Origin of the sequence: Thermotoga neapolitana DSM 4359 (genome assembly GCF_000018945.1) — a bacterium.
In the GTDB taxonomy this organism is placed as follows: domain Bacteria; phylum Thermotogota; class Thermotogae; order Thermotogales; family Thermotogaceae; genus Thermotoga; species Thermotoga neapolitana.
In genome coordinates this window covers 377,312-404,288 of the sequence record NC_011978.1, presented here as the reverse complement: position 1 = coordinate 404,288, position 26,977 = coordinate 377,312, and the positions used below count along the sequence as shown (strand labels likewise).

The following is a 26,977-nucleotide window of genomic DNA, read 5'->3' as shown; positions in this document are numbered from 1 at the left end:
TATTGACAGATGTGATATACTTCAACTGGTACGTACCGATATCAACCATTTTTGAGTGGGGGGGATTTCCATGAAAAAACTTTTCCTGGTGGTCTTACTCGTTGTCGCATCTTTCATCTTCTCGGTCAAGATTTCGGTTCTCTGTTCTCCAGACAACGCAGATGCCTTGAAGTGGCTTGCACAGGAGTTCATGAAGAAAAACACGGATATCCAGGTAGAGATCGTTCCACTTTCGTGGGAAGTGTTGTATCCAAAACTGCTTCAGGATCTGAGATCCCAGGCAGGTTCATTTGATGCGTTCACCTACGACGTGATGACAACGGGAGCCGTCTCTTTTGGTCTGGTCGATCTCGGAGAATTCATGAAACAACATCCAGAGCTTGTTCCAGAAGATTATGACCTGGACGACTTCATACCGCAGGTTCTTGAAGAATCCGGAAAGTGGCAGGGAAAACTCATTGGTCTTCCGTTCTACAACAACACGATGCTCTTCTACTACAGAAAGGATTTGTTCGAAGATCCAAAGATCAGACAGGCCTTCAAGGAAAAGTACGGTAGAGAACTCACACTGCCGACAACCTGGGAGGAAGTTGTGGACATAGCCGAATTTTTCACCAAGAAATACAACAAGAACTCTCCAACTGAATACGGAATCGCCCTCATGTTCCCGAGAACCCACACACTCTTCTACATGTACCTGTTGTTCTTTGGAGAATACAGGAACGCACCTCTTGGTATCATGAGACACGGAACCGCCGATCTTGAGTACGGAGAGTACTTCACCGCCGACCATAAACCTGCTTTCAACAGTGAAGAGGGACTGAAGGCACTCGAGATGATGAAGAAACTCATGCCGTACAGTCCGGATCCTCTCGGATCCGACTACGGTGAAACGATCGAATATTTCAACCAGGGACTCGTTGCCATGGTTCCTCAATGGACAGGACCGTATCTGATCTTCAAGAGCACACTCGGTGAAGACAAAGTTGGCATCATTCCCATGCCGGGTCGTTCCGTGAGCGGTCAGTGGGCCCTCGGTATCAACAAATTCATACCCGAAGAGAAGAAGATAGCGGCGTTCAAATTCATCGTCTTTGCCACCAGCAAATGGGCTGACAAGAACAAGTTCCTGAAATTTGCCGTCGCACCAGCCAGAATCTCGACGCTCAAAGATCCAGAAGTGAGGGCTGCTGATCCCAGGGTACCAGCCCTTGAGGTGACGTACGTCACGCAGACTCACAGACCAAGGATTCCGGAAGAACCAAGACTCGAAGACATCACCGTTGAGACCTTCTCCAAGATCCTCTCTGGAGAACTTCCACTCTCCATGGAAACGCTGAACGATCTTGCAAAGAAGTGGGAAGAGATTCTCGGCAAATAAGGAGGTGAAGAGGGGGCGTCTGCCCCCTTTCCATATGAAGCGAAGAGTCGTTCCCTGGTTGATGGTCCTTCCTGTCCTTGCACTCTTTCTTGCGATGACGATATATCCCTTTGGCTTCATGATCTGGGCCTCCTTCAGAGACTACGACCTGTCCAGAAGTGCCGAAACACACTTCATAGGTCTTTCAAATTACTTCCAGATTTTCAAAGACTCAACCGCTATAGAATCCATGAAGTTCACCATAAAACTTCTCTCGATAGCAGTTCCTGTGGAACTTGTCCTCGGTGTTCTCATAGCCTTCCTGATAAGAGGAGTTAGGGGAGAAAAGATCATCAGGTCCTCTCTTCTCATTCCCATGATGATTCCACCTGCCGTTTCTGGTGTTGCCTGGAAGATGCTTTACAATTTCGCTTTTGGTCCAGTGAACTGGTTTTTATCGCTCTTTGGTGTTCCCAAGATCTCGTGGCTTGGTGATCCGTTCTACGCACAGCTTGGAATCATAATAATAGACATCTGGCAGTGGACTCCTTTCATCTTCCTCATGATCTATGCAGGCCTTCAGTCCATCCCTCAGGATCTCATCGATGCAGCCCGTGTGGATGGTGCTGACTGGGGAAAGGTGTTTCTTCACGTGGAGTTTCCCCTTCTAAGGCCTTTGATTCTTGTTGCTCTTGTTTTGAGGATCATCGACTGTCTGAAGACCTTCGATATTGTCTTCATGACAACATGGGGTGGCCCGGGTTCTGCAACCCACACCTACAGCTTTTACATATACAAAGTTGGAATCTCGTTTGGATGGAACATTGGCTATGCTTCAGCGTTGAGTGTGTTGCTTTTGATTGTGGCCATAGTTCTTGTGAATGTGGTCTTCAGACTTGTGAGGATGAGGCAGCAACTGGGATTCGGGGGTGAAGAATAATGAGGAAAATCTTTAAAGTTGTAAGATACATCCTTGTTGCTGTTTGTCTGATATTCTTTCTGTTTCCCGTGTACTGGCTTGTTATCACGGCTTTCAAGCCTTCGAACGAGTGGTTCACCATGCCACCAAAGTTCTTTCCGACAAGACCCACCCTTTCCAACTTCTTTGGAGCAAAAGAAACAGAAGTCTTCGGTGGTACGACGGGTTCTATTGAGAACATCTTTCCGTACCTTAGGAACAGCATCGTTGTCGGTGTTTCCGTGGCTCTCATAGGAACGGTGATCAGTGCCCTTGCTGCTTACGCCATCGCCCGGTACAGGGTTGGGGGACCGTTCCTTGCGGAGTGGATCATTTCCATCAGGATGCTTCCACCCATCGTCTCTGCCGTTCCGCTGTACGTGATATTCACAAAGCTGAGACTCATAAACACCTGGTGGGCACTCATACTTTCCCATCTTGTTATAGTGGTACCCCTTGGTGTGTGGCTTCTCATAAGCTTCTTCAGGGAGATTCCAAGAGAGATAGACGAAGCAGCCTATGTCGATGGAGCAACGCCGTTTCAGGCCTTCTTCTACGTGGTTCTTCCCCTCAGTGCCCCGGGGCTCGCAGCGGTCGCTGTTCTTTCGCTCATTCAGAGTTGGGGAGAGTTCCTTCTTGCTCTCGTGTTGACCAACGACGCCCGGGCACAGACGCTTCCCATCTTCCTTGGAAGATACATCACGGGCTGGAGGGTTGCATGGGGACCTTTGTCAGCCGCGGGTATCGTCACCATGCTTCCAGTTGTGGTTTTCGCCCTCATCGCCCAGAGATATCTCATCAGAGGACTCACCTTCGGTGCGGTGAAGGGATAAAAGGCAAAGGAGGTTTGTTCATGTCCAGGATCGTCAACGTTTCCAGAAGTCCTTATGCGAAACTCAAAACAGTACCTGTTGGTTCTGTAAAGGTGAAAGGGTTCATGGGGAAGTACTTCGAAACTCTTGTCAACGTCACCCTTCCCACTCAATACGATCTTCTGGAAAGCACAGGAAGACTGGACAACTTCAGGATCGCTTCCGGAAAGATGGAAGGTTCTTACAAAACTTTCTTTCCTTTCGATGATACAGATGTTTACAAATGGTCCGAGGCGGTTTCTTTTGCTCTGGCAAACAGAGAACTACCAGAACTGGAGAAGATCCTTGACAGCGTGATAGAAGAGGTGAAAGCAGCACAGGATGAAGACGGCTACCTTGGAACATACCTTTCTGGAGAAAGGAAAAAAGAGCGCTGGACGAACCTTGCATGGAACCACGAACTCTACAACGCAGGACACCTGATTCAGGCTGCCGTTGCCCACAGAAGGGTAACCGGTAAGGACTCACTCTTCAATGTGGCAAAGAGGTTTGCGGATCATATCTACAACACCTTTGGACCTGGAAAGAAGGAAGGAGCACCAGGACATCCCGAAGTGGAAATGGCACTCGTTGAACTCTACAGAGAAACAGGAGAGAAGAAATATCTGGATCTTGCAAGATACTTCATCTACGCACGTGGAAAAGGGCTAGCCAGTGTACCAAGAAACCCTGGGCCAGAATATTTCATCGATCATAAACCATTTGTGGAACTGGAAGAGATCACAGGACACGCTGTGAGGGCACTTTACCTCTGTGCTGGTGCCACCGATCTTTATCTTGAGACGGGTGACGAGAAGATCTGGCAGGCTCTCAACAGACTCTGGGAGAATTTCGTGACGAAGAAGATGTACATCACAGGGGGTGCTGGTTCAAGACACGACTGGGAATCTTTCGGTGAAGAGTATGAGCTTCCAAACAGAAGGTCCTATGCTGAATCCTGTGCCAGCATAGCGAATTTCATGTGGAACTTCAGGATGCTTCTTGCAACAGGCGATGGAAAATTTGCAGATGTGATGGAACAGGTTCTCTACAACGGCCTTCTCTCAGGAATATCCCTCGATGGGAAACATTATTTCTATTTCAATCCGCTGGAGGATTCTGGAAGAACAAGAAGACAGAAGTGGTTCGACTGTGCATGCTGCCCTCCAAACCTTGCAAGATTTATCGCCTCCTTCCCGGGATACATGTACACCACATCAAACGATGGAGTGCAGGTCCATCTGTACGAAAAAAGCACAGCAAAGGTGTCATTCAAAGGATCAACTGTGAAGATAGAGCAGGAAACGGATTACCCCTGGAGTGGTGAGATAGTTCTTTCGATCGAGACTGAGATCGAAGAGCCTTTCTCCATTTATCTCAGAATTCCCACCTGGGCAGATGATTTCTCTATCAGAGTGGATGGAGAAACTCTCGATCTTGAGCCACAGAACGGTTATGTGAAACTGAATCGAAACTGGAAGGGAGGCCATAGAATAGAACTTTCACTTCCTATGAGGGTAGAACTCGTAGAATCTCATCCGTTCGTGAGGGACAATTTGGGGAAAGTGGCGGTGAAGAGAGGGCCAGTTATCTACTGTGCTGAGCAGGTGGACAATCCGAACTTTCACGTGTGGACGCTTGGGGTGGGCTCAGAGGATCTGGAAGAAGAAAGAGCAAAGATACTCGACAGAGATGCTGTGTTTCTCAGGGGAACGGGGAAGGCACTTGTCACTTCCGACTGGGAAGGAGCGCTGTACAGAAAGATATCTGAACCTAAAGAAAAGGTGGCGAAATTCACCCTTGTTCCCTACCACATGTGGGCGAACAGACAGCCCGGTGCTATGGTGGTGTGGTTATTGAAGTCATAAAAAAGGCCCCAAAATGGGGCCTTTGATTTTTCAAGGTATAGAAATTCTACTTTTTTCCCTGATAGTACAGTGCCTTCACTTCTTCCGCCGTCAATGGTCGATCATAGGTATTTCGATAACACCAACTTTTTTGGAGTGAGGAGGGAAAAGAGTATGGCCTACAGGATCGTTGTCGATCCAAAAAAGATCGTTAAGCCGATCAGCAGACACATCTACGGTCATTTCACGGAACATCTGGGAAGATGTATCTACGGAGGAATCTACGAAGAAGGTTCACCGCTTTCGGATGAGAGGGGTTTCAGGAAGGATGTGCTGGAAGCGGTGAAGAGGATAAAGGTTCCGAATCTGAGATGGCCGGGTGGAAACTTTGCATCGAACTACCACTGGGAGGATGGTATCGGTCCCAAGGATCAAAGACCCGTCAGGTTCGACCTAGCGTGGCAGCAGGAAGAACCGAACAGGTTTGGAACGGACGAATTCATCGAATACTGTCGGGAGATAGGAGCAGAACCCTACATCTGTATCAACATGGGCACGGGAACGCTCGATGAGGCCCTTCACTGGCTTGAATACTGCAACGGGAAAGGAAACACCTACTACGCTCAACTCAGAAGAAAATACGGACATTCAGAACCCTACAACGTGAAGTTCTGGGGAATAGGAAACGAGATGTGGGGCGAGTGGCAGATAGGCCACATGACGGCAGACGAATACGCAAGGGCTGCCAAAGAATACACAAAATGGATGAAGGTTTTCGATCCGACCATCAAAGCAATCGCCGTCGGCTGTGATGATCCCATCTGGAACTTGAAGGTTCTCCAGGAAGCAGGTGATGTGATAGATTACATATCCTATCACTTCTACACGGGATCTGACGACTACTACGAAACGGTTTCCACGGTCTATCTCCTCAAAGAAAGACTCATCGGAGTAAAGAAGCTTATCGACACGGTGGAGGTTGCAAGAAAGAGGGGTGTGAAGATCGCCCTGGACGAGTGGAACGTGTGGTACAGAGTTTCCGACAACAAACTCGAAGAACCTTACGATCTCAAGGACGGTATCTTCGCGTGCGGGGTACTCGTACTCCTTCAGAAGATGAGTGACATCGTACCGCTTGCCAACCTCGCACAGCTTGTGAACGCCCTCGGTGCCATACACACGGAAAAAGACGGTCTCATTCTCACACCTGTCTACAAGGCCTTCGAACTCATCGTGAATCATTCCGGAGAAAAACTCGTCAAGACCCACGTTGAATCGGAGACATACAGTGTAGAGGGAGTCATGTTCATCAACAAGATGCCCTTCTCCGTTGAAAACGTTCCCTTCCTGGATGCGGCTGCCTCCGTCTCGGAAGACGGTAAAAAACTCGTCATAGCCGTTGTAAATTACAGGAAGGAAGATGCCCTGAAAGTTCCTATCAGAGTGGAAGGTCTGGGACAGAAAAAAGCCACAGTTTACACGCTCACAGGACCAGATGTGAACGCAAGAAACACCATGGAGAATCCAAACGTCGTTGACATCACCTCTGAGACCATCACGGTTGACACCGAATTTGAACATACTTTTAAACCTTTCTCCTGCAGTGTGATTGAGATAGAATTGGAGTAGAGAAATCTGCTTTCAGGGGGAGAAGGCAATGGACTATCTGATGTGCCATATCGAGAAGGAGTTCTTCGGGACAACATCTGAGGGAATACCCGTTCATCAGTACACACTCATAAACAGAAACGGTGCGATGGTGAAGATCATCACCTATGGTGCGATAGTGAGAGAGCTGTGGGTGCCAGATAAATCTGGCACCCTTTCTGATGTTGTGCTGGGGTTCGATACCTTTCAGGAGTACGAGGAGAAGAATTCCAATTTCTTCTTTGGGGCAATCGTGGGAAGGTATGCAAACAGGATAGCCAGTGGAAGGTTCGAAATCGACGGGGTCACGTATCAACTCGCACTGAACGATGGAGACAGGCCGAACGCCCTCCACGGTGGCGTGAGGGGGTTCTACACGAGGGTCTTCAAAGCAATTCCCATGAAGACACCCGATGGGCCTTCTCTCGTTCTGAAGTATCTCAGTCACGATGGTGAGGAGGGCTACCCTGGGAACCTGGATCTCACCGTTATCTACACTCTCACGAACGAAAACGAGTTGAGGATAGAATACCATGCCACAACGGACAAACCCACCATTGTGAACCTCACACACCACTCTTACTTCAATCTCTCTGGCGAAGGAACGATTCTGGACCACGAACTCATGATAAACGCCGATCACTACACCCCCGTTGATGAAAATCTCATACCCACGGGAGAGATCACACCGGTCGAAGGGACACCGTACGATCTGAGGTCTTTCAGAAGACTGAAAGATGCGATCGAACCGCTGAAAGACACACCAGTCAGAGGATTTGACATAAACTACGTTCTGAACGGCAAAGATGGAGAGTTGAAACTAGCGGCCGTTTTGAAGGACAGAAAATCCGGCCGCGTCATGAAGGTGTACACAACGGAACCTGGTCTTCAACTCTACACGGGGAACTTCCTTGACGTAAAAGGAAAATGTGGAAGATACTACGGTTCCTATTCCGGTCTGTGCCTTGAGACTCAGCACTTTCCTGATTCTCCGAATCATCCAAACTTTCCAACTACCATCCTGAGACCGGGGGAAGAGTACAGGCAGGTTACTGTTTACAGATTTTCAACGGAAGAATGAAAGTAGCAGGTTGATAAAGAATGAGAACTTTTCGCACGAAAAATTTTGACCGTACGTTTACCCATAAAGGAGGTAAAAACCATGTACGAAAAGGAAAGGAAAGATCTTTACGATGCCCACATGATACTGGAGAAATACGGTCTTGTTGCTTACACGAGCGGGAACGTGAGTGTGCGAATAGGAGAACATGTCCTGATAAAGCCCTCTGGTGTTCCCTACACCGTCTTGAAACCGGAAGATTTCGTCGTGGTGGATCTGGAGGGGAACGTGGTAGAAGGCGAGAAAAAACCATCCGTCGACACGGCCACCCATCTTTATCTGTACAGACACCTGGACTGGGCAAGGTCTGTGATCCATACCCACTCCACGTTCGCCATGGTGTGGGCGATCCTCGAAAAACCCATTCCCGTCCTCTGCACAGCCCACGCGGACGTGTTCGGTGAGGAGATTCCCCTGACGGAGTACGCTCCCGTTGGATCTGAGGCGATAGGGAAAGCCGTTTTGAAGGTGATCGGAAGATCCGGTGCCGTTCTCCTCAGAAAACACGGTGTGATGGTCGTGGGAACCTCCATAGAGGACGCTGTGAAGAAGGCCATCTTTCTGGAAGAAGTTGCAAAAGCGGCATACTTTGCAACACTTGCAGGAAAACCAGAACCTCTACCTTCTGAAGAGGTCGATCGTCTTTACAACCAGTACCACACCAAATACGGGCAGAAGTGAGGGGGGAGAGCATGTACCTCATCGGAAGTGATATAGGAACGCAGGGAACAAAGTCTGTTATTGTGAACGAAAAAGGAGAAGTGCTTGCAGAAGCCCTCAGGGAGTACGAAGTGATCACACCAAGGCCGAACTGGGCGGAGCAGTGGCCTGATGTGTGGGTGAAGGCAGTGTTTGAAACAGTGAAGGAAGTGGTGGAAAAGTCCGGTGTTCCAAAAAAGGAGATCGCCGGGATCGCAATAAGTGGACTCTACGGGGGATCCGGTATACCCGTCGATAGAAACATGCAACCTCTGCGGCCCTGTCTCATCTGGATGGACAGAAGGGCGGTGAAGGAAACAGAGTGGGTGAAACAGAACGTTCCCAGGGAAAAACTCTTCGAGATCACAGGAAACTATGTGGATTCTTACTTTGGCTTCACCAAGATCATGTGGATCAGAAACAACGAACCCGAGATATGGAAGAAGATCTACAAGTTCATCACCCCAAAAGATTACGTGATCTACCAGATGACAGGAGAAGTCGTCATAGATTATTCTTCTGCGGGAAACCTCGGAGGCGTTTTCGACATCAGAAAACTCAACTGGTCAAAGGAGATGTGCGACATACTGGGCATTCCGATCGAGCTTCTACCAGAAAGAATCGTGAAATCTTCGGACGTGGTTGGAAGGGTAACGAAGGAAGCTTCTGAACTGTGTGGTCTTCTCGAGGGAACACCTGTGGTTGCGGGGGGAATAGACGCTCCTGTGGCACAGCTTTCTGCCGGTGCACTCGAGGAAGGAGAACACGTGGCAATGGTGGGAACATCCACCTGTTGGGGAACCGTGCACGATGGATCAAAACTTGCTTTTGGGCTTGTGAACTATCCGTACGTGGTCTACGATACCGAGAGGATCTACACGTTCGGAGGATCCGCTACAACGGGAGCTCTTGCAAGATGGTTCAAGGAGCAGTTCGGAGAAAGCGAGACGATCGTCGGCGAAAGAACGGGTATATCACCGTATCAACTCTTCGATAAAGAAGTGAAGGATATTCCCGCCGGAAGTGAAGGCATCGTTGTTCTTCCATACTTCATGGGAGAGAGGTCACCGATCTGGGATCCCACCGCAAGGGGTGTGTTCTTTGGAGTCACACTGTACCACAAAAGAGCGCACCTCTACAGAGCGCTGATGGAGGGTGGAGCGTACGCTCTGAGACACAACATGGAAGAGGGACTGAAGGCTGGTCTGAAACTGAACGACGAATGCTGGATCGTCGGTGGTGTTTCGAAATCCTCCGTCTGGGTTAAAATATTCGCGGACGTCACCGGTTTCAAGATGAGACAGGTGGCAAGCCTTGTGGAGGCTCCCTACGGAGATGCCTTCCTTGCGGGACTTGGAACAGGAGTCATAGACAGACCGGAGAGGATAAAAGAGTGGGTGAAGTACAAAGATCCTGTGGAGCCAGATCCAGAGAACAAGAAGGTATACGACAGGTACTACGAGATATACAGGGAGCTCTACGAGAGAACAAAAGATCTGATGGCGAGGCTGTGAAAAAATGAAGGACATTCTCGGTAAGACCTTTGAGTGCACCTGCGGAAGAATTCATGAGGTTCCAGACATAGAAATCGTGGAGTCGTCCATAAAAAGCGCACCGGACATCTTCCCGGAAGCGTTTTTCATAGCGGATCTGAACACCGCTTCTCTGGTGAATCTGCCAGAGAGGCGGTCTTTTGTCTTTGCAGAGAAAAGGCCTCTCACCACCGTGGAAAACGTGAATAGGGTGATCGAAGAGTCCGGTGACTTTCCGGAAATCGTCTCGATCGGATCGGGCAGCCTCACCGACATAGCAAGGTACGCTGCGTACCTTTCCGGGAAACAGTTCTCATGTGTTCCCACGGCTCCCTCCGTCGATGCGTACACTTCCACCGTTGCCCCCGTTCTGGTGGATGGTGTGAAAAAGACGTTCAAGGCGATACCACCAAGAAAGATCCTGATCGACATTGATATCTTGAGAAATGCACCGATCGATCTTCTGAGAGCAGGTGTCGGAGACATCATCGCGAAGGTCCCGGCGAGAATGGACTGGATTCTTTCACATATCACAAACAACGAGTACATTTGCGATTTCGTCTGGGATGATATAAAGGACCTTCTGAAAGAAGTCCTGCTGAGATCCGAAGACATCCTGAAAAGAGAAAAGATCGCTGTCAGGACTCTCATGAATGCCCAACTCGTCTCTGGTTTGAACATGGTGATCATGGGAAGTTCAAGACCAGCATCCGGTGCCGAGCACATGGTATCTCATCTCATAGAGATGTTCCATGAAGAAAGGGGGGAACTCCCTCCGTTCCATGGTCTGACCGTTATGATAGGGGTCTTTGTTTCCATGAAGGCGTACGAGGTGTTGATGGAAGAAAAGAACCTACCCGTGGAGGATTTCCCCATAGACGAGAGAAGAAAAGAACTTCTGGAGCTTTTCGATGAGAAGAAAGTGATGGAATTTCTGAAGACCTACGAAGGGAAAAGATTTCAAAGAGTCGATCTGGAAAAGATCAGAAAAGCACTGGAGGATATCTACAGTGAATTTCTCCCGCTTCTCAAAAAAGCCCTTGAAACGATAGATGTGACTTCGATGATCAGAAAGTACAGAAGAGAATTTCTCTCGAAGATCGTGAGACTCTCAAACACCATCAGAGACAGGTTCACCATCCTGGATGTTTTCGACGAAATGAAACTTTTGAAGAGTTTCTCCAGAGAGATATTTTGAAACGTTCCTGGATATCGGTTATAATTTCTGTTGAACGAATAATCTAAAGATATATCTGGTGATAATCATGCGAGATATCAAAGGACACCTCAAGTTTCTTGTTCTTCATGTCATCTCCCAGGAGCCATCTCATGGGTACCACATAATGAAGAAGATCTCTCAGATCATGGGGGCAGAGCCGCCAAGTCCCGGTGCACTGTATCCCGTTCTTTCCTCTCTCAGGAAACAAAGGTACATAGAGACACACGAAGAGGGAAAAAAGAAGATCTACCGCTTGAGCGAGAAAGGAAGAAAGTTTCTGAAAGAACATGAAAAGGAGATAAAAGAAGCGCTGGAGTTTGCCGAAAGGTTCAGGATGTTCTCTGAAATATGCGGATCTTCCATAAGGAATGTGATGGATGTGATCTTCAAGAACGTGAAGAACCTGAGTTCAGACCAGAAAAGCAAACTAAAACAGATCACAGAAGAGTTCGAAAAGAAGGTGTACAGCATCGTTTATGGAGGGAAAAATGAAAAATGAGAACGCTTGCAGGCTATCTTAAGCCTTACTGGTTGTTCGCCGTTCTTGCACCCCTCTTCATGGTCGTGGAAGTGATATGTGATCTTGCACAGCCAACGCTTCTGGCGCGCATCGTCGACGAGGGAATAGCCCGAGGAGATCTTTCTATGGTTCTGAAGACAGGAACGCTGATGTTTGTGGTGGCGCTGATAGGAGCGGTTGGAGGAATTGGCTGCACCATCTTTGCGAGTTATGCCAGTCAGAACTTCGGTGCCGACTTGAGGAAAGATTTGTTCAAGAAGGTAATGAGCTTTTCTGTCTCCAACGTGAACAGATTCCACACATCTTCTCTGATCACGCGCCTCACCAACGACGTTACACAGCTTCAAAATCTGGTGATGATGCTTCTCAGAATCGTTGTGAGGGCTCCCTTGCTCTTTGTGGGTGGAATAGTGATGGCGGTGTCCATCAACGCCCGACTTTCTTCCATCCTCCTCTTTTTGATACCACCCATAATACTTCTTTTCGTGTGGCTCACCAGAAAGGGAAGTCCTCTCTTTCGAAAGATACAGGAGAGCACCGATGAAGTGAACAGGGTTGTGAGAGAAAACCTCATGGGAATCAGGGTGGTCAGGGCATTCCGCAGAGAAGAACACGAAAATGAAAATTTCCGGAGGGCAAACGAATCTCTGAGAAGATCTATCATCGACGCTTTCTCTTTGATCGTCTTTGCTCTGCCTCTTTTCATCTTCATAGTGAACATGGGAATGATCGGTGTTCTCTGGTTTGGAGGTATTTTGGTCAAAAACAACCAGATGGAGATAGGAAGCATCATGGCGTACACGAACTATCTCATGCAGATCATGTTTTCCCTCATGATGATCGGAAACATACTCAACTTCATAGTCAGAGCGGGTGCTTCGGCAAAGAGGGTTCTTGAGGTGCTGAACGAAAAACCCGCAATCGAAGAGACAGAAAGCGCTCTGGCTCTCTCCAGTGTGAAAGGGGAGGTCTCTTTTGAAGACGTTGAGTTCGGATACTTCGAAGAGGCAGAGCCAGTCCTCAGTGACGTGAACTTCTCTGTAGAACCAGGAGAGGTCATTGCCGTTCTGGGGGAGACGGGTTCCGGAAAGACCACCCTCATGAACCTCATACCAAGGCTCATCGATCCGGATCGTGGATGTGTGAAGGTTGATGAGACGGATGTGAAAATAGTGAAGTTGAAAGATCTGAGGAAACACATATCCGTTGTTCCTCAGGAGACCATCCTGTTCTCCGGTACCGTGAAGGAGAACCTGAAGTGGGGCAGAGAAGATGCCACAGACGAAGAGATCATCGAAGCGGCGAAGATAGCCCAGATACACGATTTCATAGCCAGTTTGCCCGAAGGTTACGATTCTCGTGTTGAAAGGGGTGGGCGGAACTTCTCGGGAGGCCAAAAACAAAGGCTCTCCATAGCACGGGCCCTCGTGAAAAAACCCAGGATTCTGATACTGGATGACTGCACAAGTTCCGTCGATCCCATAACGGAAAAGAGGATACTGGAGGGTTTAAAGCGCTACACAAAAGGATGCACGACGTTCATCATCACACAGAAGATCCCGACGGCGCTCCTTGCCGACAGAATTCTGGTTCTCCACGAGGGAAAGATCGCCGGGTTTGGCGTTCACGAAGAGCTCCTGAAGAACTGCAGGCCTTATCAAGAGATATACGAGTCTCAGTTTGGAAACGGGGTGGTGAACGATGCCTGAGTTCAGAAGGCGACCACACGGTCCTGTCCTGGAAAAGCCGACATTGAAGAATCCAAAAGCCACTTTGAAGAGATTTCTTGGTTATCTGAGACCACATGCTCTCACACTGATACTGGTCTTTGTTTTCGTCACGGTATCTTCTTTTTTTGGGATACTCTCGCCGTACCTAATAGGAAAAACGATCGATGAGGTCTTCGTCCCAAGGGCGTTCGATCGACTTCCAAGGTATGCGCTTGTTCTTGGATCGATCTATGTGCTCACCTCTCTTCTCTTCTGGCTTCAGGGAAAACTCATGCTGAGACTTTCCCAGGACGTTGTCTTTCGCATGAGAAAGGAGCTCTTTGAGAAGCTCCAGAGAATACCGGTTGGTTTTTTTGATAAAACACCCCACGGAGACATCATGAGCAGACTCATAAACGATGTGGACAACATAAACAACGTTCTTGGAAACAGCATTGTCCAGGTGTTTTCTGGGATCGTGACCCTCATCGGTGTTGTGATCATGATGTTCAGGGTCGACGTTCTCCTCTCTTTCGTCACACTCTCCATCGTTCCTCTGACCGTTCTGATCACCAGGATTGTCTCCAGCCGAACAAGAAAGTACTTCTACGAAAACCAGAAGGTCCTGGGCGAACTCAACGGGATAATAGAAGAGGACATCTCCGGACTTTCCGTTATAAAACTGTTCACCCGTGAGGAAAAGGAAATAGAAAAGTTCAACCGCGTGAACGAAGTTCTCAGAAAAGTTGGAACAAGAGCACAGATTTTTTCGGGGATTCTGCCACCTCTGATGAACATGGTCAACAACCTCGGGTTTGCTCTGATCAGCGGTTTTGGAGGATGGCTCGCTCTCAGAGGGACGATCACGGTGGGTACAATTGCCACCTTCATAGGGTATTCCAGACAGTTCACCAGACCGCTGAACGAACTTTCGAACCAGTTCAACATGATACAGATGGCACTCGCCAGTGCAGAGAGAATATTCGAGATTCTCGATATCGAGGAAGAAAAAGATGATCCCGAAGCCATCGAACTGAAAGATGTGAGGGGAGAAATTGAGTTCAGAAACGTCTGGTTTTCCTACGACAAAAAAACCCCAGTTCTCAAGAACATAACCTTCCACATAAAACCCGGTCAAAGAGTCGCCCTGGTGGGGCCCACTGGTTCTGGAAAGACGACCATAGTGAACCTTCTCATGAGATTCTACGAAGTGGATGAGGGACAGATTCTCATCGACGGTGTGGACATAAGGAAGATAAAAAAGAGCTCTCTGAGATCTAACATAGGAATCGTTCTTCAGGATACCATATTGTTTTCAACAACCGTGAAAGAGAACCTGAGGTACGCCAATCCCGATGCAACGGATGAGGAGATAAAAGAGGCGGCGAAACTGACACATGCGGATCACTTCATAAAGCACCTTCCGGAGGGATACGACACGATTCTCACAGACAACGGCGAAGATCTGAGTCAGGGTCAGAGACAACTTCTTGCCATAACCAGGGTCTTCATTGCAAACCCGAAGATTCTGATACTGGACGAGGCCACGAGCAACGTCGACACGAAGACAGAAAAGAGCATACAGTCGGCCATGTGGAAACTCATGGAGGGGAAGACCAGCATCATCATAGCTCACAGATTGAACACGATAAAAAACGCAGATCTGATCATCGTTTTAAGAGACGGAGAAATTGTGGAGATGGGAAAACACGATGAGTTGATTCAAAAGCGAGGCTTTTATTACGAGCTCTTCACAAGCCAATACGGTCTCGTTGTAGAAAGATAATGAGCCCCAAGATGGGGCTCATAAAAGTTTTATGGAAGCTCTGTCGTGTGCCAGTATTTCTTTTTGAATTCTTCAGGTTCCATCTTTGCGAGCTTTGCTAGTTTTTCGAGAGTTTCGGGATCTTCGAGATCTTTCTTTTCCAGCCTTATCATGTATTTTCTTGCTACTCTGTAATCTTCCGATCGAACATCCACCAGTCTCACCCTGGTTCTACCGGTCTTCGGGTCCATGAAGGCATCGAACGGCAGGATCTTTATCCTTCCTCCGACAACACACACCATGCCACCCGGAAGGTCCGAGTAGTCTCCAAGGAGAAATCTCACAGCGCCGTATCCGAGTGTTCTGGTGTAGACGATGTCGAACGGAATGGGTCTTGCGCTTCTGAGCTCGTAACCTATCGTGACATCGACGATATGGATCTTTTCTCCCCTCTCAGCGAACCTTTTCTCTATGGCCCTCTTCAGGATCGTTGCAAGTGGGATTTCAGCGAGCCTCAGATGGCCGTGTGGATCTTTTTCCACTATCACTCCTGGAATGTTGGCAAGTTCTTCCGGATCCATCTTCTCTGCGATTCCTTCACCTATGACCGCAACCCCGTCGTTTCTTCCCATAAGTTTTCTCTTCAGGATCGCTCCATCGAGAACGTCGCATACCTCCTCGAGAGTCACACCCTCTCTGAACTCTTCGGGAATGATGGTGATCGTTGCACTCGCAGCTTTTCCCACGCCGAGGGCAAGGTGTCCCGCTTCCCTTCCCATCATCGCCACAAAGTACCATCTGTCTGTTGTTCTTGAGTCCTGCATGAGGTTGTAGACGAGTTCTGTTGCCACGTGTCGTGCCGTCTCAAAGCCAAAGGTAGGCATGTTCTCTGGAAGAGGAAGGTCGTTGTCTATCGTCTTTGGAACGTGGACCACCTTTATTTCTCCTCTGGATCTTTCACTCACCTTGCTCGCGGAGAAGGCAGTGTCGTCCCCTCCGATCGTGACGAGGTACTTTATTCCCAGTTTCTTCAGGGCCTGAATGGTTTTCTCAAGTGTCTCTTCGGATTTTGCGGGGTTCACCCTTGAGGTTCTGAGGATGGAACCTCCTTCGATGTGAATTCTGGACACATCTTCGATGGTGAGCTTTTTCACCATGTTCGTTTTTCCTTCCACCAGATGTTTGAAACCATCGTAGATGCCGATCACCTCAAGACCGTTGTTTATGGCTTCGATGGTGACAGCACTGATCACACTGTTGATACCAGGTGCCGGTCCTCCTCCAACGAGTATCCCTAATTTTTCAGCCACTTCAACCCCTCCCCGTGCTTAATGTCTTCAAAACATATTCTACCAATTTTTCTGCGGAAATGTTAAAGCTTCTTCTCAAACCAAAGCATTAAAATGCCAGATTTTCTATGTGTGATGGTTTAACTTCAACTTCAAATTCGTATGATAAAATTTCCCAAAGCCCTCCTTCATTTTTAATCATCCCGGTGTATAGTTATACAGCATGGAGGTGTTATTTTGATACAAAAAGGACTGGAAGGTGTCAAGGTATGCAAAAGTTCGATATGTTATCTGGATGGCATCAACGGGAGACTCTACTATCGGGGCATACCGGTCGAAGAACTGGCGGAAAAATCGACCTTTGAAGAGACGGCATACCTGCTCTGGTACGGGAAGCTTCCCACCAAAAGCGAACTGGAAGAGTTCAAAAAGAAGATGGCAGAATACAGAGACCTTTCTGATGAGGCAGTTAACATACTCTACCATCTTCCCAGAAATCTTCACTACATCGATGTTCTGAAGATATTTCTCTCAATACACGGTTCAACGGACGGGGTGGATGAAGATCTCAAGGAGAAAGCGATAAAGATCGCAAGTGTTTTCCCTACCATTCTCGCGTATTACTACAGGTATTCAAAAGGAGAGGAACCGATAAAGCCAAGGAAAGATCTGTCGCACGTGGAGAACTTCTACTACATGATGTTTGGAGAGATGAACGGAAAGGTTCGCCTTCTGGAATCTGCCTTCATTCTTCTGATGGAGCAGGATATAAACGCCTCCACCTTCGCTGCCCTCGTGATAGCCTCCACCCTCTCCGATCTTTACTCGTGTATCGTTGGAGCTCTCGGTGCTCTCAAAGGGCCTCTCCACGGTGGAGCAAGCGAAAAGGTTCCGCCCATGCTCGAGGAGATCGGAAACGAAGACAGGGTGGAAGAGTTCGTTCAAAAGTGTCTGAAAGAGAAAAGGAAAATCATGGGTTTTGGACACAGAGTCTACAAGACGTACGATCCGAGGGCGGTCTACCTGAAGGAGGTTCTACAGAGGCATTTTCAGGACAGCCGGCTTTTCAGAATTGCCAGTAAACTTGAAGATTACATAGTTTCAAACAGGATAAAGAACATATATCCCAACGTGGATCTGTACTCCAGTATCCTGTTTGAGGAGTTCGGGTTCCCAAGGAACATGTTCACCGCCCTGTTCGCCACCGCACGTGTCGTGGGCTGGACGGCCCATGTGATTGAGTATGTGAGCGACAACAAACTGATCAGGCCAACGAGTGAATATGTTGGTCCTTTGAACATCGAATACATTCCCATCGAGCGGAGGGATGAGAATGGGTAAGACGCTTGCAGAGAAGATCTTTTCCGAACACGTTGGAAGGGATGTGAAGGCTGGAGAGATCGTCCTTGCCAGAGTGGATGTGGCCATGGCCCAGGATGGAACCGGTCCTTTGATGATAAAGGAGTTCAGAGAGCTTGGCTTCAGAGAGGTGAGAGTTCCAAAGGCCTTTTTGTTCATCGATCACGCCTCTCCGAGTCCAAGAAAAGAGCTTTCGAACTCACAGAAATTGATGAGAGAGTTCGGCAAAGAGATGGGAGTCACTGTCTTCGATGCGGGAGATGGCATTTCCCACCAGATTCTTGCGGAAAAATACGTGAAACCAGGAGACCTCGTCACTGGTGCAGATTCGCACACTTGTACAGCGGGTGGACTGGGCGCTTTCGGGACAGGAATGGGCTCCACAGACGTTGCGATCGTGTTTGGCCTTGGTCAGAACTGGTTCAAAGTGCCTGAGACGATAAAGATCGTGATAGAAGGAAAACTCCAGGAAGGAGTCTACGCAAAGGACATCGTTCTCGAGATCGCACGCATCTTGAGGAGCGATGGAGCAACCTACAAAGCGCTTGAATTCCACGGAAGCTGTATCGAGAACATGGACGTGGAAGACAGACTCACCATCTCCAACATGGCGGTAGAAGTGGGAGCCAAGGCAGGTCTCATGCCGTCCGATGAGAAAACAAGAGAATTTCTGAAAAAAATGGGAAGAGAAGAAGACTTCAGGGAACTGAAGGCAGATCCGGATGCAACCTACGAGATGGAACTGGAGATAGATGCATCTTCTCTTGAACCTCTTGTGTCTCTGCCTCACTACGTGGACAACGTGAAGAAAGTGAGTGAGGTGGAGAAGGAAAAGATAAAGATAGACCAGGTGTTCATCGGAACCTGTACCAACGGAAGACTCCAGGACCTTGAAATCGCCCTGAGGATCCTGGAAAAACACGGCAAGCACCCGGATGTGAGGCTCATCGTTGGGCCTGCATCCAGGAAAGTCTACATGGATGCCCTAGAAAAGGGTATCATCAAAAGATTCGTGGAACTTGGAGCCGCCATCATTCCACCGGGATGTGGTCCCTGTGTGGGAATCCACATGGGAGTGCTCGGAGATGGGGAAAGAGTACTTTCCACTCAGAACAGGAACTTCAAGGGAAGGATGGGAAATCCCAACGCAGAGATCTATCTTGCATCTCCTGCAACAGCGGCAGCCACAGCAGTTGCCGGGTACATAGCAGATCCCAGAAGGTTCATCTGAGGGAGGGTAGAGCATGATAAGGGGAAGGGTATGGAAGTTCGGAGACAACATATCGACCGATCACATAGCACCGGGAAGGTACTTTCACCTGAGAAACAACCTCGAAGAACTTGCAAAGCACGTCCTCGAAGATGCGATGGAAGATTTTGCAAAGAAAGTTCAGAAGGGAGACATCATAGTGGCAGGAAAGAACTTCGGCCTTGGCTCTTCCAGAGAGCACGCCGCACGCATCATAAAGATCGCCGGAGTTTCCTGTATCGTGGCAAAATCCTTTGCGAGGATCTTCTACAGAAACGCCATCAACGTGGGGCTTCCCGTCATAGAGTTGAAGGAAGTCGATGAGATCAACCAGGGAGACGAACTGGAGATAGATCTCGAAAATGGAGTGCTGAAGAATCTCACCACAGGAAAGGAGTACAGGTTCAATCCGATACCAAAGTTTCTCCTTGGGATCCTGAAAGAAGACGGGATCGTGAACTATCTGAAAAAACACGGCACCTTTCCGAAGGTTTAGGGGGTGAGGGCTGTGGAAGAACTCCTCGAAAAGGCCAGAAAGGTCCGGGAGGCTTGGGACGTTCTGAGAAACGCCGAGACGAGAAAAAAGAACGATGCTATAAGGAAAATTGCCAGAAAACTCGACGAAAGGAGAAAGGAGATCCTCGAAGCAAACAGAATAGATGTGGAGAATGCTCGTGCACGTGGTGTGAAGGAGTCCCTGGTGGACAGACTTGCTCTGAACGACAAGAGAATCGATGAGATGATAAAGGCGTGCGAGACGGTGATCAGTTTGAAAGATCCAGTCGGAGAAGTGATCGACTCCTGGGTGAGAGAAGACGGCCTCAGAATCGCAAGGATAAGGGTGCCCATAGGCCCCATAGGGATCATCTACGAGTCCAGGCCAAACGTCACCGTGGAAACATCCATCCTCGCTTTGAAGAGTGGAAACACGATCCTCCTCAGAGGAGGATCCGACGCCCTGAACTCGAACAAAGCCATCGTTTCCGCTATGAAAGAAGCGCTCAGAGAGTCTGAGATTCCGGAAAGTTCCATCGAGTTCATAGAGAACACGGACAGATCGCTCGTTCTTGAGATGATTCGCCTCAGAGAGTATCTCTCCCTTGTCATTCCACGTGGAGGGTATGGCCTTATCAGCTTCGTCAGAGACAACGCAACCGTTCCCGTCTTGGAAACAGGGGTTGGAAACTGTCACATCTTCGTCGATGAGAGTGCAGATTTGAAGAAGGCGATCCCCGTGATCATCAACGCAAAGACCCAGAGGCCCGGCACCTGTAACGCCGCTGAAAAACTCCTTGTCCACGAAAAGGTAGCAAAAGAGTTCCTTCCTGTAATCGTGGAGGAGTTGAGAAAGCACGGAGTTGAAGTTCGCGGTTGTGAAAAGACAAGGGAAATTGTGCCGGACGTGATCCCTGCAACGGAAGAAGACTGGCCCACCGAGTATCTGGATCTCATCATCGCGGTGAAGGTGGTCAAAGATGTGGATGAGGCGATCGAACACATAAAGAGATACTCCACGGGTCATTCGGAGTCAATCCTGACGGAGAACTACTCGAACGCAAAAAAGTTCGTCTCAGAAATAGATGCTGCGGCGGTCTATGTGAACGCCTCCACTAGGTTCACGGATGGAGGACAGTTTGGTTTTGGTGCAGAAATTGGGATCAGCACCCAGAGGTTCCACGCAAGAGGACCGGTTGGTCTCAGAGAACTCACCACGTACAAGTTCGTTGTTCTCGGTGACTATCATGTGAGGGAATGATATGAAGATCGTCGTGAAAGTGGGAAGCAATCTTCTTGTTGGAAGTTCTGGCCTGAGGAAATCTTACATCGCAGAACTCTGCCGTGAGGTCGCCCATTTGAAAAAGCAGGGACACGAAGTTGCCATCATCACCTCCGGTGCCCGCGCAGCGGGCTTTACCTATCTCGGAAAAGGAAAAAAAACACAGGATCTTCACACGAAGCAGGCTCTCTGTGCGGTGGGACAGGTACAACTCATGAAGGTCTACGAGAACGCCTTCGACTTTTACGGCATCAAGATCGCTCAGATCCTGCTCACAAGGGACACCTTCTCGGACAGAAAAAGATACCTCAACCTCCGAAACACACTGATAGGACTTTCTGAGTTCGACGTTGTACCGATTGTGAACGAGAACGACACCGTTGCGACCGAGGAGATCACGCTCGGTGACAACGACACGCTCGCCGCGATGTTTTCGATAGCGTGGGATGCGGATATTCTTGTACTTTTCACAACGGTGGATGGGGTTATAGACAAATATGGAAAACTCGTCGAAAGGTTCGACGAATCCGTGGAGTTGAAGGATCTTGGAAAAAGCAGCTGGGGAACGGGTGGTATCAGATCCAAGATAGAAGCCGCTCTGATGGCTTCAAGGTGTGGTGTGAAAGTGACGATCTGCAACGGAAACGATCTCTCCAACCTCACCAGGTTTGTGAGAGGAGAATCCGTTGGTACTGTCTTTGAACCCAGGGAGCGACTGAGGGCAAAAAAGGCATGGATCGCTTTTCTTTCGGAGCCGTCCGGGAGGATATACGTGAACGAGGGAGCAGAACAGGCTCTCAAGAATGGAGGAAGTTTGCTTCCCGTCGGTGTTGTTCGTGTTGAGGGAAACTTCGATGTAGGGGACGTTGTGGAGATAGTGAACGAGAAGGGAGAACTTGTGGGCCGCGGGATCGTGAACTACTCCTCATCGGATCTTGAGAAGATATCTGGCCACAGAAGTTCCGATTTGAAGAAAATACTGGGCTACGAAGGAAGCAAGGTGGTCGTTCACATAGACAACATGTGGCTTGCATGAAAAAAGCCCGCAGGAAGCGGGCTTTTTATTTCTTCAGGTTCTCCAGGTACTTCTTCCAGTCGTTCATGAAACGCTCTATACCGAGGTCTGTCATCGGGTGTTTGAAGAGCTTTTCAAGCACAGCAAAAGGCATCGTCACGATGTCCACACCCATGAGGGCTGCCTCCACCACGTGCATCGGATGTCTGATGCTTGCAGCGATGATCTCCGTCTCGAATCCGTAGTTGTCGTAGATCTCGACTATTTCGGCGAGCATTCTCATTCCATCGTTTGAGAGGTCGTCCATCCTTCCGATGAAGGGGCTCACGTAGGTTGCGCCCGCTTTGGCGGCGAGGATGGCCTGTGCCGGGCTGAACACCAGAGTCACGTTCGTCTTAATCCCTTCGGCAGAGAGTGTCTTCACCGCTCTGATTCCATCGGGTGTCATGGGTATCTTGATCACCACGTATTCGCTGAGCTGGGCAAGTTCTCTTGCTTCTTTCACCATACCCTTGTAATCAAGTGAAACAACCTCTGCGGAGACGGGTCCCTTCACCAGATCACAGATCTCTTTCACCCTTTGCTTGAACTCGGCTCCTTCTTTTGAGATCAGTGTGGGATTCGTTGTGACTCCATCGACGATTCCCCATTCGACACCTTTTTTGATCTCCTCTAGATTTGCCGTGTCCAGAAAGATCTTCATCTTTCCACCTCCCAAAGGCTATTTTCTCTCATCTTCTTTAAGAGCCAACTGGGGATTTTTAGAAATTTCGGTTGGTTTTTGGTTAATGAAGTATCAACTCAACGTTTCTGGTTCGATAGAAAGGTTTCGACTTCATCTAACGTGGGCATCGCATCCACCCCACCTACCCTCGTGATGACGATGGCCGCAACGGCGTTTGCGAACCTTCCCATCTCAACGGCATCTTCAATCGTTTCTGGTTTTTTCTCCAGGTATTTGTGTATCAAAGCAGCCGTGAAGGAATCTCCACATCCCGTTGCGTCGACTGGTTCTACCTTGAAAGCAGGTACCATACGCACTTTACCTCTGTACTTCACAAGACATCCCTTCTCTCCCATTGTTACAAAGAGCACTGCATCTTCTCTTATCGGAATCTTCTCAACGGAAGTTTCCAGATCTTCCTGGAAGATGTATTCAAGATCTTTGTCACTGAGTTTTACGATGTCGACCTTGGATGAAATCTCAAGGAAATCTTTCACAAACGATTCTCTATCTTCTATCAGTGATGCCCTCACGTTCGGGTCGTACGAGACGGGTTTTCCCGCTTTGAGAAATTCTTCCATCACCTTCAGATAGGTGCTGCGGGAAGGTTCCACAACGAGGGAGTAAGATCCGATGTGGAGGAAAGAAAAATCCTCCGGATTGAGTTTCACCTCTTCAGGTCTCAAATTTGTGTCCGCCGGATTTTCCCTGAAAAACACAAAATCCGGGTTCCCCATCTCGTCCCTCGCTACAAAAGCGAGCGTTGTTTTGCAGGAAGGATCCACAACTACGTGTGTTGTGTCTATGCCTTCCTTTTTCATCGCTTCGAGAAGAAACGAGGAGAACTGATCTTTTCCGAGTTTTCCAAGAAAAGAAACGCGCCTTCCCAATCTTCGAAGTGCAACGGCAACGTTCAGTGGAGAACCTCCTGCTTTCTTCCTGAAGAGTTCACTCTGGGAAAGGTTTTTTCCCCGATCTTCTGAGATGAAGTCTATGAGGATTTCACCGGTGCAGAGAACATTCATTCACCTTACACCTCCTGTGCCTCTTTAACTCAATTATACTTACACGGATTCAACCGCAGTGTGTTAATATTGTGTTGAAACGATTGGTATGGGAGGAGAAACCATGCAGATTCTTGAAAGACTTTTCTCTCTCGAGGGAAGAACTGCTCTTGTAACAGGTGGAGGTCAGGGAATTGGAAAAGCCATCGCACATGCACTGGCAGAGGCAGGAGCATCCGTTTTGATCATGGACATCAACGAAGAAACGGCTCGAAAAACAGTTGAAGAGATAAGAGAAAAAGGCAAAGAAGCAGATTTCTACGTGGGGGATGTGACAAAAGAATCGGATTGTTTCCATGCGGTGAAGAAGGTACTGGACAATTGGGGAAAACTTGACATAGGTGTTAACAACGCAGGAATAGGTGACTGGTGTGAGGCAGAGAACTATCCGGTGGAAAGGTGGAAGAAGGTCATAGACGTGAATATGGTAGGGGTTTTTCTTTCTGCAAAAGCAGAGTTCCACGCAATGAAGGAGAGAAAATACGGAAAGATCATAAACATCGCTTCGATGTCGGGTCATATAGTGAACAGGCCACAAAAACAGACAGCCTACAACGCATCAAAAGCGGGCGTGATACACCTCACCAGATCACTTGCCGCCGAGTGGGCACCGTACGGTATAAGGGTGAACAGCATAAGCCCTGGCTACATCAGAACTCCTCTCATAGAGTCTCCAGAGGTGAAAGATCTTGTTCCCCTTTGGCTCGATATGATTCCACTTGGAAGGCTGGGGGAGGTGGATGATCTGATAGGTGCTGTCATCTTTCTTGCAAGTCCTGCCTCTGATTATATGACCGGTCACGATCTTGTGATAGATGGAGGGTATACCATCTGGTGAGGAGGGGAAGTTATGAAAGCACTTCTCATAGAAAGTCCTGGTGATTCAGAAGTTGTGGATCTGGAAACGCCCGTTCCTGGAAAAGGACAGACACTTGTGAAAGTCCTTGCCTGTGGCATCTGTGGGACTGATTACAAGATCTTCTCAGGAGAAACGAACGCGAACTATCCGGTTGTTCCAGGGCATGAAATCGCAGGTGTTGTCGAAAAGTCCGATGCTTTTGAAAAGGGTCAGATGGTCGTGATAGATCCCAACAGATCCTGTGGAGAGTGCAGTTTCTGTAGAAAAGGAATGCCCCAGTTCTGTGAAAATCTTCAGGCGACAGGGGTGACAGAGCCGGGTGGTTTTGCGGAGTACGTTCTTGTGGAAAATTCACAGGTTTATCCCTTGAAAAATGTACCGGTGGAGAGAGCGGTGTTTGCAGAACCACTCTCGTGTGTTCTCGAAGGAGTGAAGATGGTAAAGCACGGGTTTTTCGACAGGATCCTCATAGTGGGGGCAGGCAGTATAGGTGTGATCTTTGGTTTGGTGTTCAAGAAGATCTTTCCAGGTGCAGAGATTGTTCTTTCAGAAAAGGACGAAAAGCGTGCAGAATTCGTCACTCAAACGTTTGAGTTGAGGGTGGATGAACCGAAAGGTGAATACGACCTTGCCGTTGAGTGTTCTGGAACAGCAGAGGGATTCAAAGTGTGTTTCGATCACGTTGGAAAAGGTGGAACTCTCCTTCAGTTCAGTGTTATAGCAAAGAACAGAACCATCGACATCTCACCCTTTGAGATCTATCGGAAGGAGATGAAGATACTCGGTTCTTATCTCAATCCGTTCACCATGAAGGAAGCAGTGAAGATCATAGAATCAGGGGAGTTTCTTTTTGAGAAACTCGTCACCGACCGGTTGGATCTCAACGGAGTAAGAGAGTATCTGTCGTCTCATAAAAAAGCGTTGATGAAAGGAATTTTTGCTCCCTAAAAAGTGGGGGATCATTTGTGTACTGTGGAATAGACGTTGGGACAACCAACACAAAAGTTCTGGTGTTCGATGATGATTTCAAAGTTGTGTTTTTGAAAAAATTCAAAACACCAGTGATTTCCAGCAAAGAGGGGGATCTTTTGTCATCAAAAAAGCTTTTTGTGGAGATTCTGAGTTCTCTCAAATCAATTCCAGAGAGCACAAAAGATAAGATAAAAGCTATCGGCATCTCTTCACTCGGAGAGACGGTGTTTCCAATTTCGCAGGATGGAGAAGTACTCCAGGACGGGATGATGTGGTACAACAAGAACGTGCTGGAAGAATACAGGGAGTTTCTAAAAAAAGTTCCATCGGATGTGATATTCAAAAAAACGGGATTGTGGCCTTCGTGGATATACTCGGTGTTCAAAATGAAGAGGTTTTACAAGAACAACAAAGAACTGGCCAAAGAAGTTTACAAATGGCTTGATGTAGCAAGTTTGATAGCCTTTTTGTTGACAGGAAACATTGCGATGGATAGGGTGCTCTCTTCAAGAACACTTTTGATGAATATACTCACCGGGAAGTGGGATGAAGAACTGGTGGAGGCATCTGGTATTCCGAAAGAGCATCTTCCGGAGGTTGTTGATAGCGGTGCTTCTCGAGGAATAATAAGAAAAGAGATTTCTGAAGAGACTGGTCTTCCAAAGGACACAGTTGTGACCACAGCTGGGCAGGATCATATAACCGCTTCCTATGCTGCCGGTGTTCACGATGAAACCAAGTTACTAGATTCCTCCGGTACGACAGAGGCTGCACTTTGGACAGTTAGCAAAGAAACCCTAAAGAAGTACTTGAAAAAGGCTCCGAGTATATTTCAGGCTGGTTTTCACTGTATCCCTGGTAAATACTATCTTCTCACAGGGCTTCCCACGGGTGGATTTTGTATCGACTGGCTTCTCAACAAAATTCTTAAGGAGGATTACTCTGTTTTCAGGACATTTAAATATCAAAAGAACGCGGTCTTCTTCTTCCCCTATCTTCGTGGCACGTTCGACAGGGAAGAAATCGGCGGTGCATTCTTCAATCTGAAAGACACGGATGATCGGGATGTTATCATCTCAACTGTTCTTGAATCAACCGCTTTTGAAATGAGAAGCTGTCTGAATGGATTCGAGAAACTGGGATTGAAAGACTACGAGATTGTGGCAACAGGCGGTGGCAGTCAACTAAGGGAGTGGTTGGAGGTAAAAGCAAATGTCTTTGGCAAAGTTGTAAAGGTCCTTTCTGTCCACGAGAGTGTTGCCCTTGGTGCTGCCATGATAGCCAAAATTGCAAAGATTGGCCAAAAGAATTGGGAAGAGTTTTTCAAAGAAGCTTCACAGAATTTTGAGTACGAGTATTTCCAGCCAGACGAAGGTGAGTATTTCCAGAAAAAATACCTCGAGTATCTAAAACTCAGAAACAGAATTTACGGGTTCTAAAAT

23 protein-coding genes are annotated in these 26,977 nt (G+C 48.2%); 20 read left to right on the top strand and 3 right to left on the bottom strand.

The genetic code is table 11. The features are described 5' to 3' along the window. The first annotated feature begins 70 nt into the window (after positions 1–70). The 12 genes from CTN_RS02005 to CTN_RS01950 all read left to right on the top strand — a co-directional run bounded on the left by CTN_RS02005 (position 71) and on the right by CTN_RS01950 (position 15,248). On the top strand, positions 71–1,381 hold the full coding sequence (locus CTN_RS02005) for an ABC transporter substrate-binding protein (protein WP_038066608.1): 1,311 nt from the start codon (positions 71–73) through the stop codon (positions 1,379–1,381). 34 nt (positions 1,382–1,415) lie between these two features. After that, positions 1,416–2,300, top strand: coding sequence for a carbohydrate ABC transporter permease (locus CTN_RS02000; RefSeq protein WP_038066605.1), 885 nt, complete (start codon positions 1,416–1,418; stop codon positions 2,298–2,300). Then, entirely contained in the window at positions 2,300–3,151 is an 852-nt protein-coding gene (locus CTN_RS01995) for a carbohydrate ABC transporter permease (RefSeq protein ID WP_015918900.1), read from the top strand. Before CTN_RS02000 ends, CTN_RS01995 begins: the two co-directional genes overlap by 1 nt. A 20-nt stretch (positions 3,152–3,171) precedes the next feature. Then, positions 3,172–5,037 carry a glycoside hydrolase family 127 protein gene (locus tag CTN_RS01990; protein ID WP_041437457.1) on the top strand — a complete coding sequence of 622 codons (1,866 nt, stop codon included), beginning with the start codon at positions 3,172–3,174 and terminating at the stop codon, positions 5,035–5,037. Positions 5,038–5,190: 153 nt separating this feature from the next. Beyond that, positions 5,191–6,645 carry an alpha-N-arabinofuranosidase gene (locus CTN_RS01985; RefSeq protein WP_038066600.1) on the top strand — a complete coding sequence of 485 codons (1,455 nt, stop codon included), beginning with the start codon at positions 5,191–5,193 and terminating at the stop codon, positions 6,643–6,645. Between the two features lie 28 nt (positions 6,646–6,673). After that, positions 6,674–7,744: an aldose epimerase family protein gene (locus CTN_RS01980; RefSeq protein WP_015918897.1), complete on the top strand. Its 1,071-nt coding sequence runs from the start codon at positions 6,674–6,676 to the stop codon at positions 7,742–7,744. An 81-nt stretch (positions 7,745–7,825) separates the two neighbouring features. Further along, on the top strand, positions 7,826–8,464 hold the full coding sequence (locus CTN_RS01975) for an L-ribulose-5-phosphate 4-epimerase (protein WP_038066595.1): 639 nt from the start codon (positions 7,826–7,828) through the stop codon (positions 8,462–8,464). Positions 8,465–8,475: 11 nt separating this feature from the next. Further along, positions 8,476–9,996 (top strand): FGGY-family carbohydrate kinase, encoded by a 1,521-nt coding sequence (locus CTN_RS01970; RefSeq protein ID WP_038066592.1) that lies wholly within the window; start codon positions 8,476–8,478, stop codon positions 9,994–9,996. A gap of 4 nt (positions 9,997–10,000) precedes the next feature. Beyond that, on the top strand, positions 10,001–11,212 hold the full coding sequence (locus tag CTN_RS01965; protein WP_015918894.1) for a sn-glycerol-1-phosphate dehydrogenase: 1,212 nt from the start codon (positions 10,001–10,003) through the stop codon (positions 11,210–11,212). 67 nt (positions 11,213–11,279) lie between these two features. Continuing rightward, a complete protein-coding gene (locus CTN_RS01960; protein WP_038066589.1) occupies positions 11,280–11,732 on the top strand; it encodes a PadR family transcriptional regulator in 453 nt (150 codons plus the stop codon). After that, positions 11,729–13,462, top strand: a complete 1,734-nt coding sequence (locus CTN_RS01955; protein WP_015918892.1) for an ABC transporter ATP-binding protein — start codon at positions 11,729–11,731, stop codon at positions 13,460–13,462. The genes CTN_RS01960 and CTN_RS01955 overlap by 4 nt, the downstream gene beginning before the upstream one ends. Continuing rightward, positions 13,455–15,248: an ABC transporter ATP-binding protein gene (locus tag CTN_RS01950; RefSeq protein WP_015918891.1), complete on the top strand. Its 1,794-nt coding sequence runs from the start codon at positions 13,455–13,457 to the stop codon at positions 15,246–15,248. The genes CTN_RS01955 and CTN_RS01950 overlap by 8 nt, the downstream gene beginning before the upstream one ends. A gap of 29 nt (positions 15,249–15,277) precedes the next feature. Here CTN_RS01950 and pfp read toward each other — a convergent pair whose 3' ends face one another. Then, entirely contained in the window at positions 15,278–16,537 is a 1,260-nt protein-coding gene (pfp, locus tag CTN_RS01945; RefSeq protein WP_015918890.1) for a diphosphate--fructose-6-phosphate 1-phosphotransferase, read from the bottom strand. 216 nt (positions 16,538–16,753) lie between these two features. Here pfp and CTN_RS01940 point away from each other — a divergent pair, with 216 nt between their 5' ends. The 5 genes from CTN_RS01940 to proB are packed head-to-tail and all read left to right on the top strand — an operon-like array spanning position 16,754 to position 21,937. After that, positions 16,754–17,857 (top strand): citrate synthase/methylcitrate synthase, encoded by a 1,104-nt coding sequence (locus CTN_RS01940; RefSeq protein ID WP_015918889.1) that lies wholly within the window; start codon positions 16,754–16,756, stop codon positions 17,855–17,857. Continuing rightward, positions 17,850–19,106 carry a 3-isopropylmalate dehydratase large subunit gene (locus CTN_RS01935; protein WP_038066586.1) on the top strand — a complete coding sequence of 419 codons (1,257 nt, stop codon included), beginning with the start codon at positions 17,850–17,852 and terminating at the stop codon, positions 19,104–19,106. Before CTN_RS01940 ends, CTN_RS01935 begins: the two co-directional genes overlap by 8 nt. A 13-nt stretch (positions 19,107–19,119) precedes the next feature. Continuing rightward, entirely contained in the window at positions 19,120–19,620 is a 501-nt protein-coding gene (locus tag CTN_RS01930; RefSeq protein ID WP_015918887.1) for a 3-isopropylmalate dehydratase small subunit, read from the top strand. 12 nt (positions 19,621–19,632) lie between these two features. Beyond that, the gene (locus CTN_RS01925; protein WP_038066583.1) at positions 19,633–20,880 is read left to right on the top strand and encodes a glutamate-5-semialdehyde dehydrogenase; all 1,248 of its coding nucleotides are present in this window, start codon (positions 19,633–19,635) and stop codon (positions 20,878–20,880) included. A gap of 1 nt (position 20,881) precedes the next feature. Continuing rightward, positions 20,882–21,937 (top strand): glutamate 5-kinase, encoded by a 1,056-nt coding sequence (gene proB, locus CTN_RS01920; RefSeq protein WP_015918884.1) that lies wholly within the window; start codon positions 20,882–20,884, stop codon positions 21,935–21,937. Positions 21,938–21,962: 25 nt separating this feature from the next. Here the strand turns inward: proB and fsa are convergent, their stop codons facing one another. Both fsa and CTN_RS01910 read right to left on the bottom strand, forming a co-directional pair. Further along, a complete protein-coding gene (gene fsa, locus CTN_RS01915; RefSeq protein ID WP_038066581.1) occupies positions 21,963–22,619 on the bottom strand; it encodes a fructose-6-phosphate aldolase in 657 nt (218 codons plus the stop codon). Positions 22,620–22,717: 98 nt separating this feature from the next. Next, positions 22,718–23,665: a carbohydrate kinase family protein gene (locus tag CTN_RS01910; RefSeq protein ID WP_015918882.1), complete on the bottom strand. Its 948-nt coding sequence runs from the start codon at positions 23,663–23,665 to the stop codon at positions 22,718–22,720. A 103-nt stretch (positions 23,666–23,768) separates the two neighbouring features. On the opposite strand from CTN_RS01910, the gene CTN_RS01905 reads away from it, so the two are divergent. Genes CTN_RS01905 through CTN_RS01895 form a run of 3 tightly spaced genes read left to right on the top strand, consistent with a single transcriptional unit; the run spans position 23,769 to position 26,974 of the window. Then, a complete protein-coding gene (locus tag CTN_RS01905) occupies positions 23,769–24,542 on the top strand; it encodes an SDR family NAD(P)-dependent oxidoreductase (protein ID WP_038033430.1) in 774 nt (257 codons plus the stop codon). A gap of 12 nt (positions 24,543–24,554) precedes the next feature. Beyond that, a complete protein-coding gene (locus CTN_RS01900) occupies positions 24,555–25,511 on the top strand; it encodes a mannitol dehydrogenase (protein ID WP_015918880.1) in 957 nt (318 codons plus the stop codon). A 17-nt stretch (positions 25,512–25,528) separates the two neighbouring features. Continuing rightward, on the top strand, positions 25,529–26,974 hold the full coding sequence (locus CTN_RS01895) for an FGGY-family carbohydrate kinase (RefSeq protein WP_015918879.1): 1,446 nt from the start codon (positions 25,529–25,531) through the stop codon (positions 26,972–26,974). The last annotated feature ends 3 nt before the right edge of the window (positions 26,975–26,977 follow it).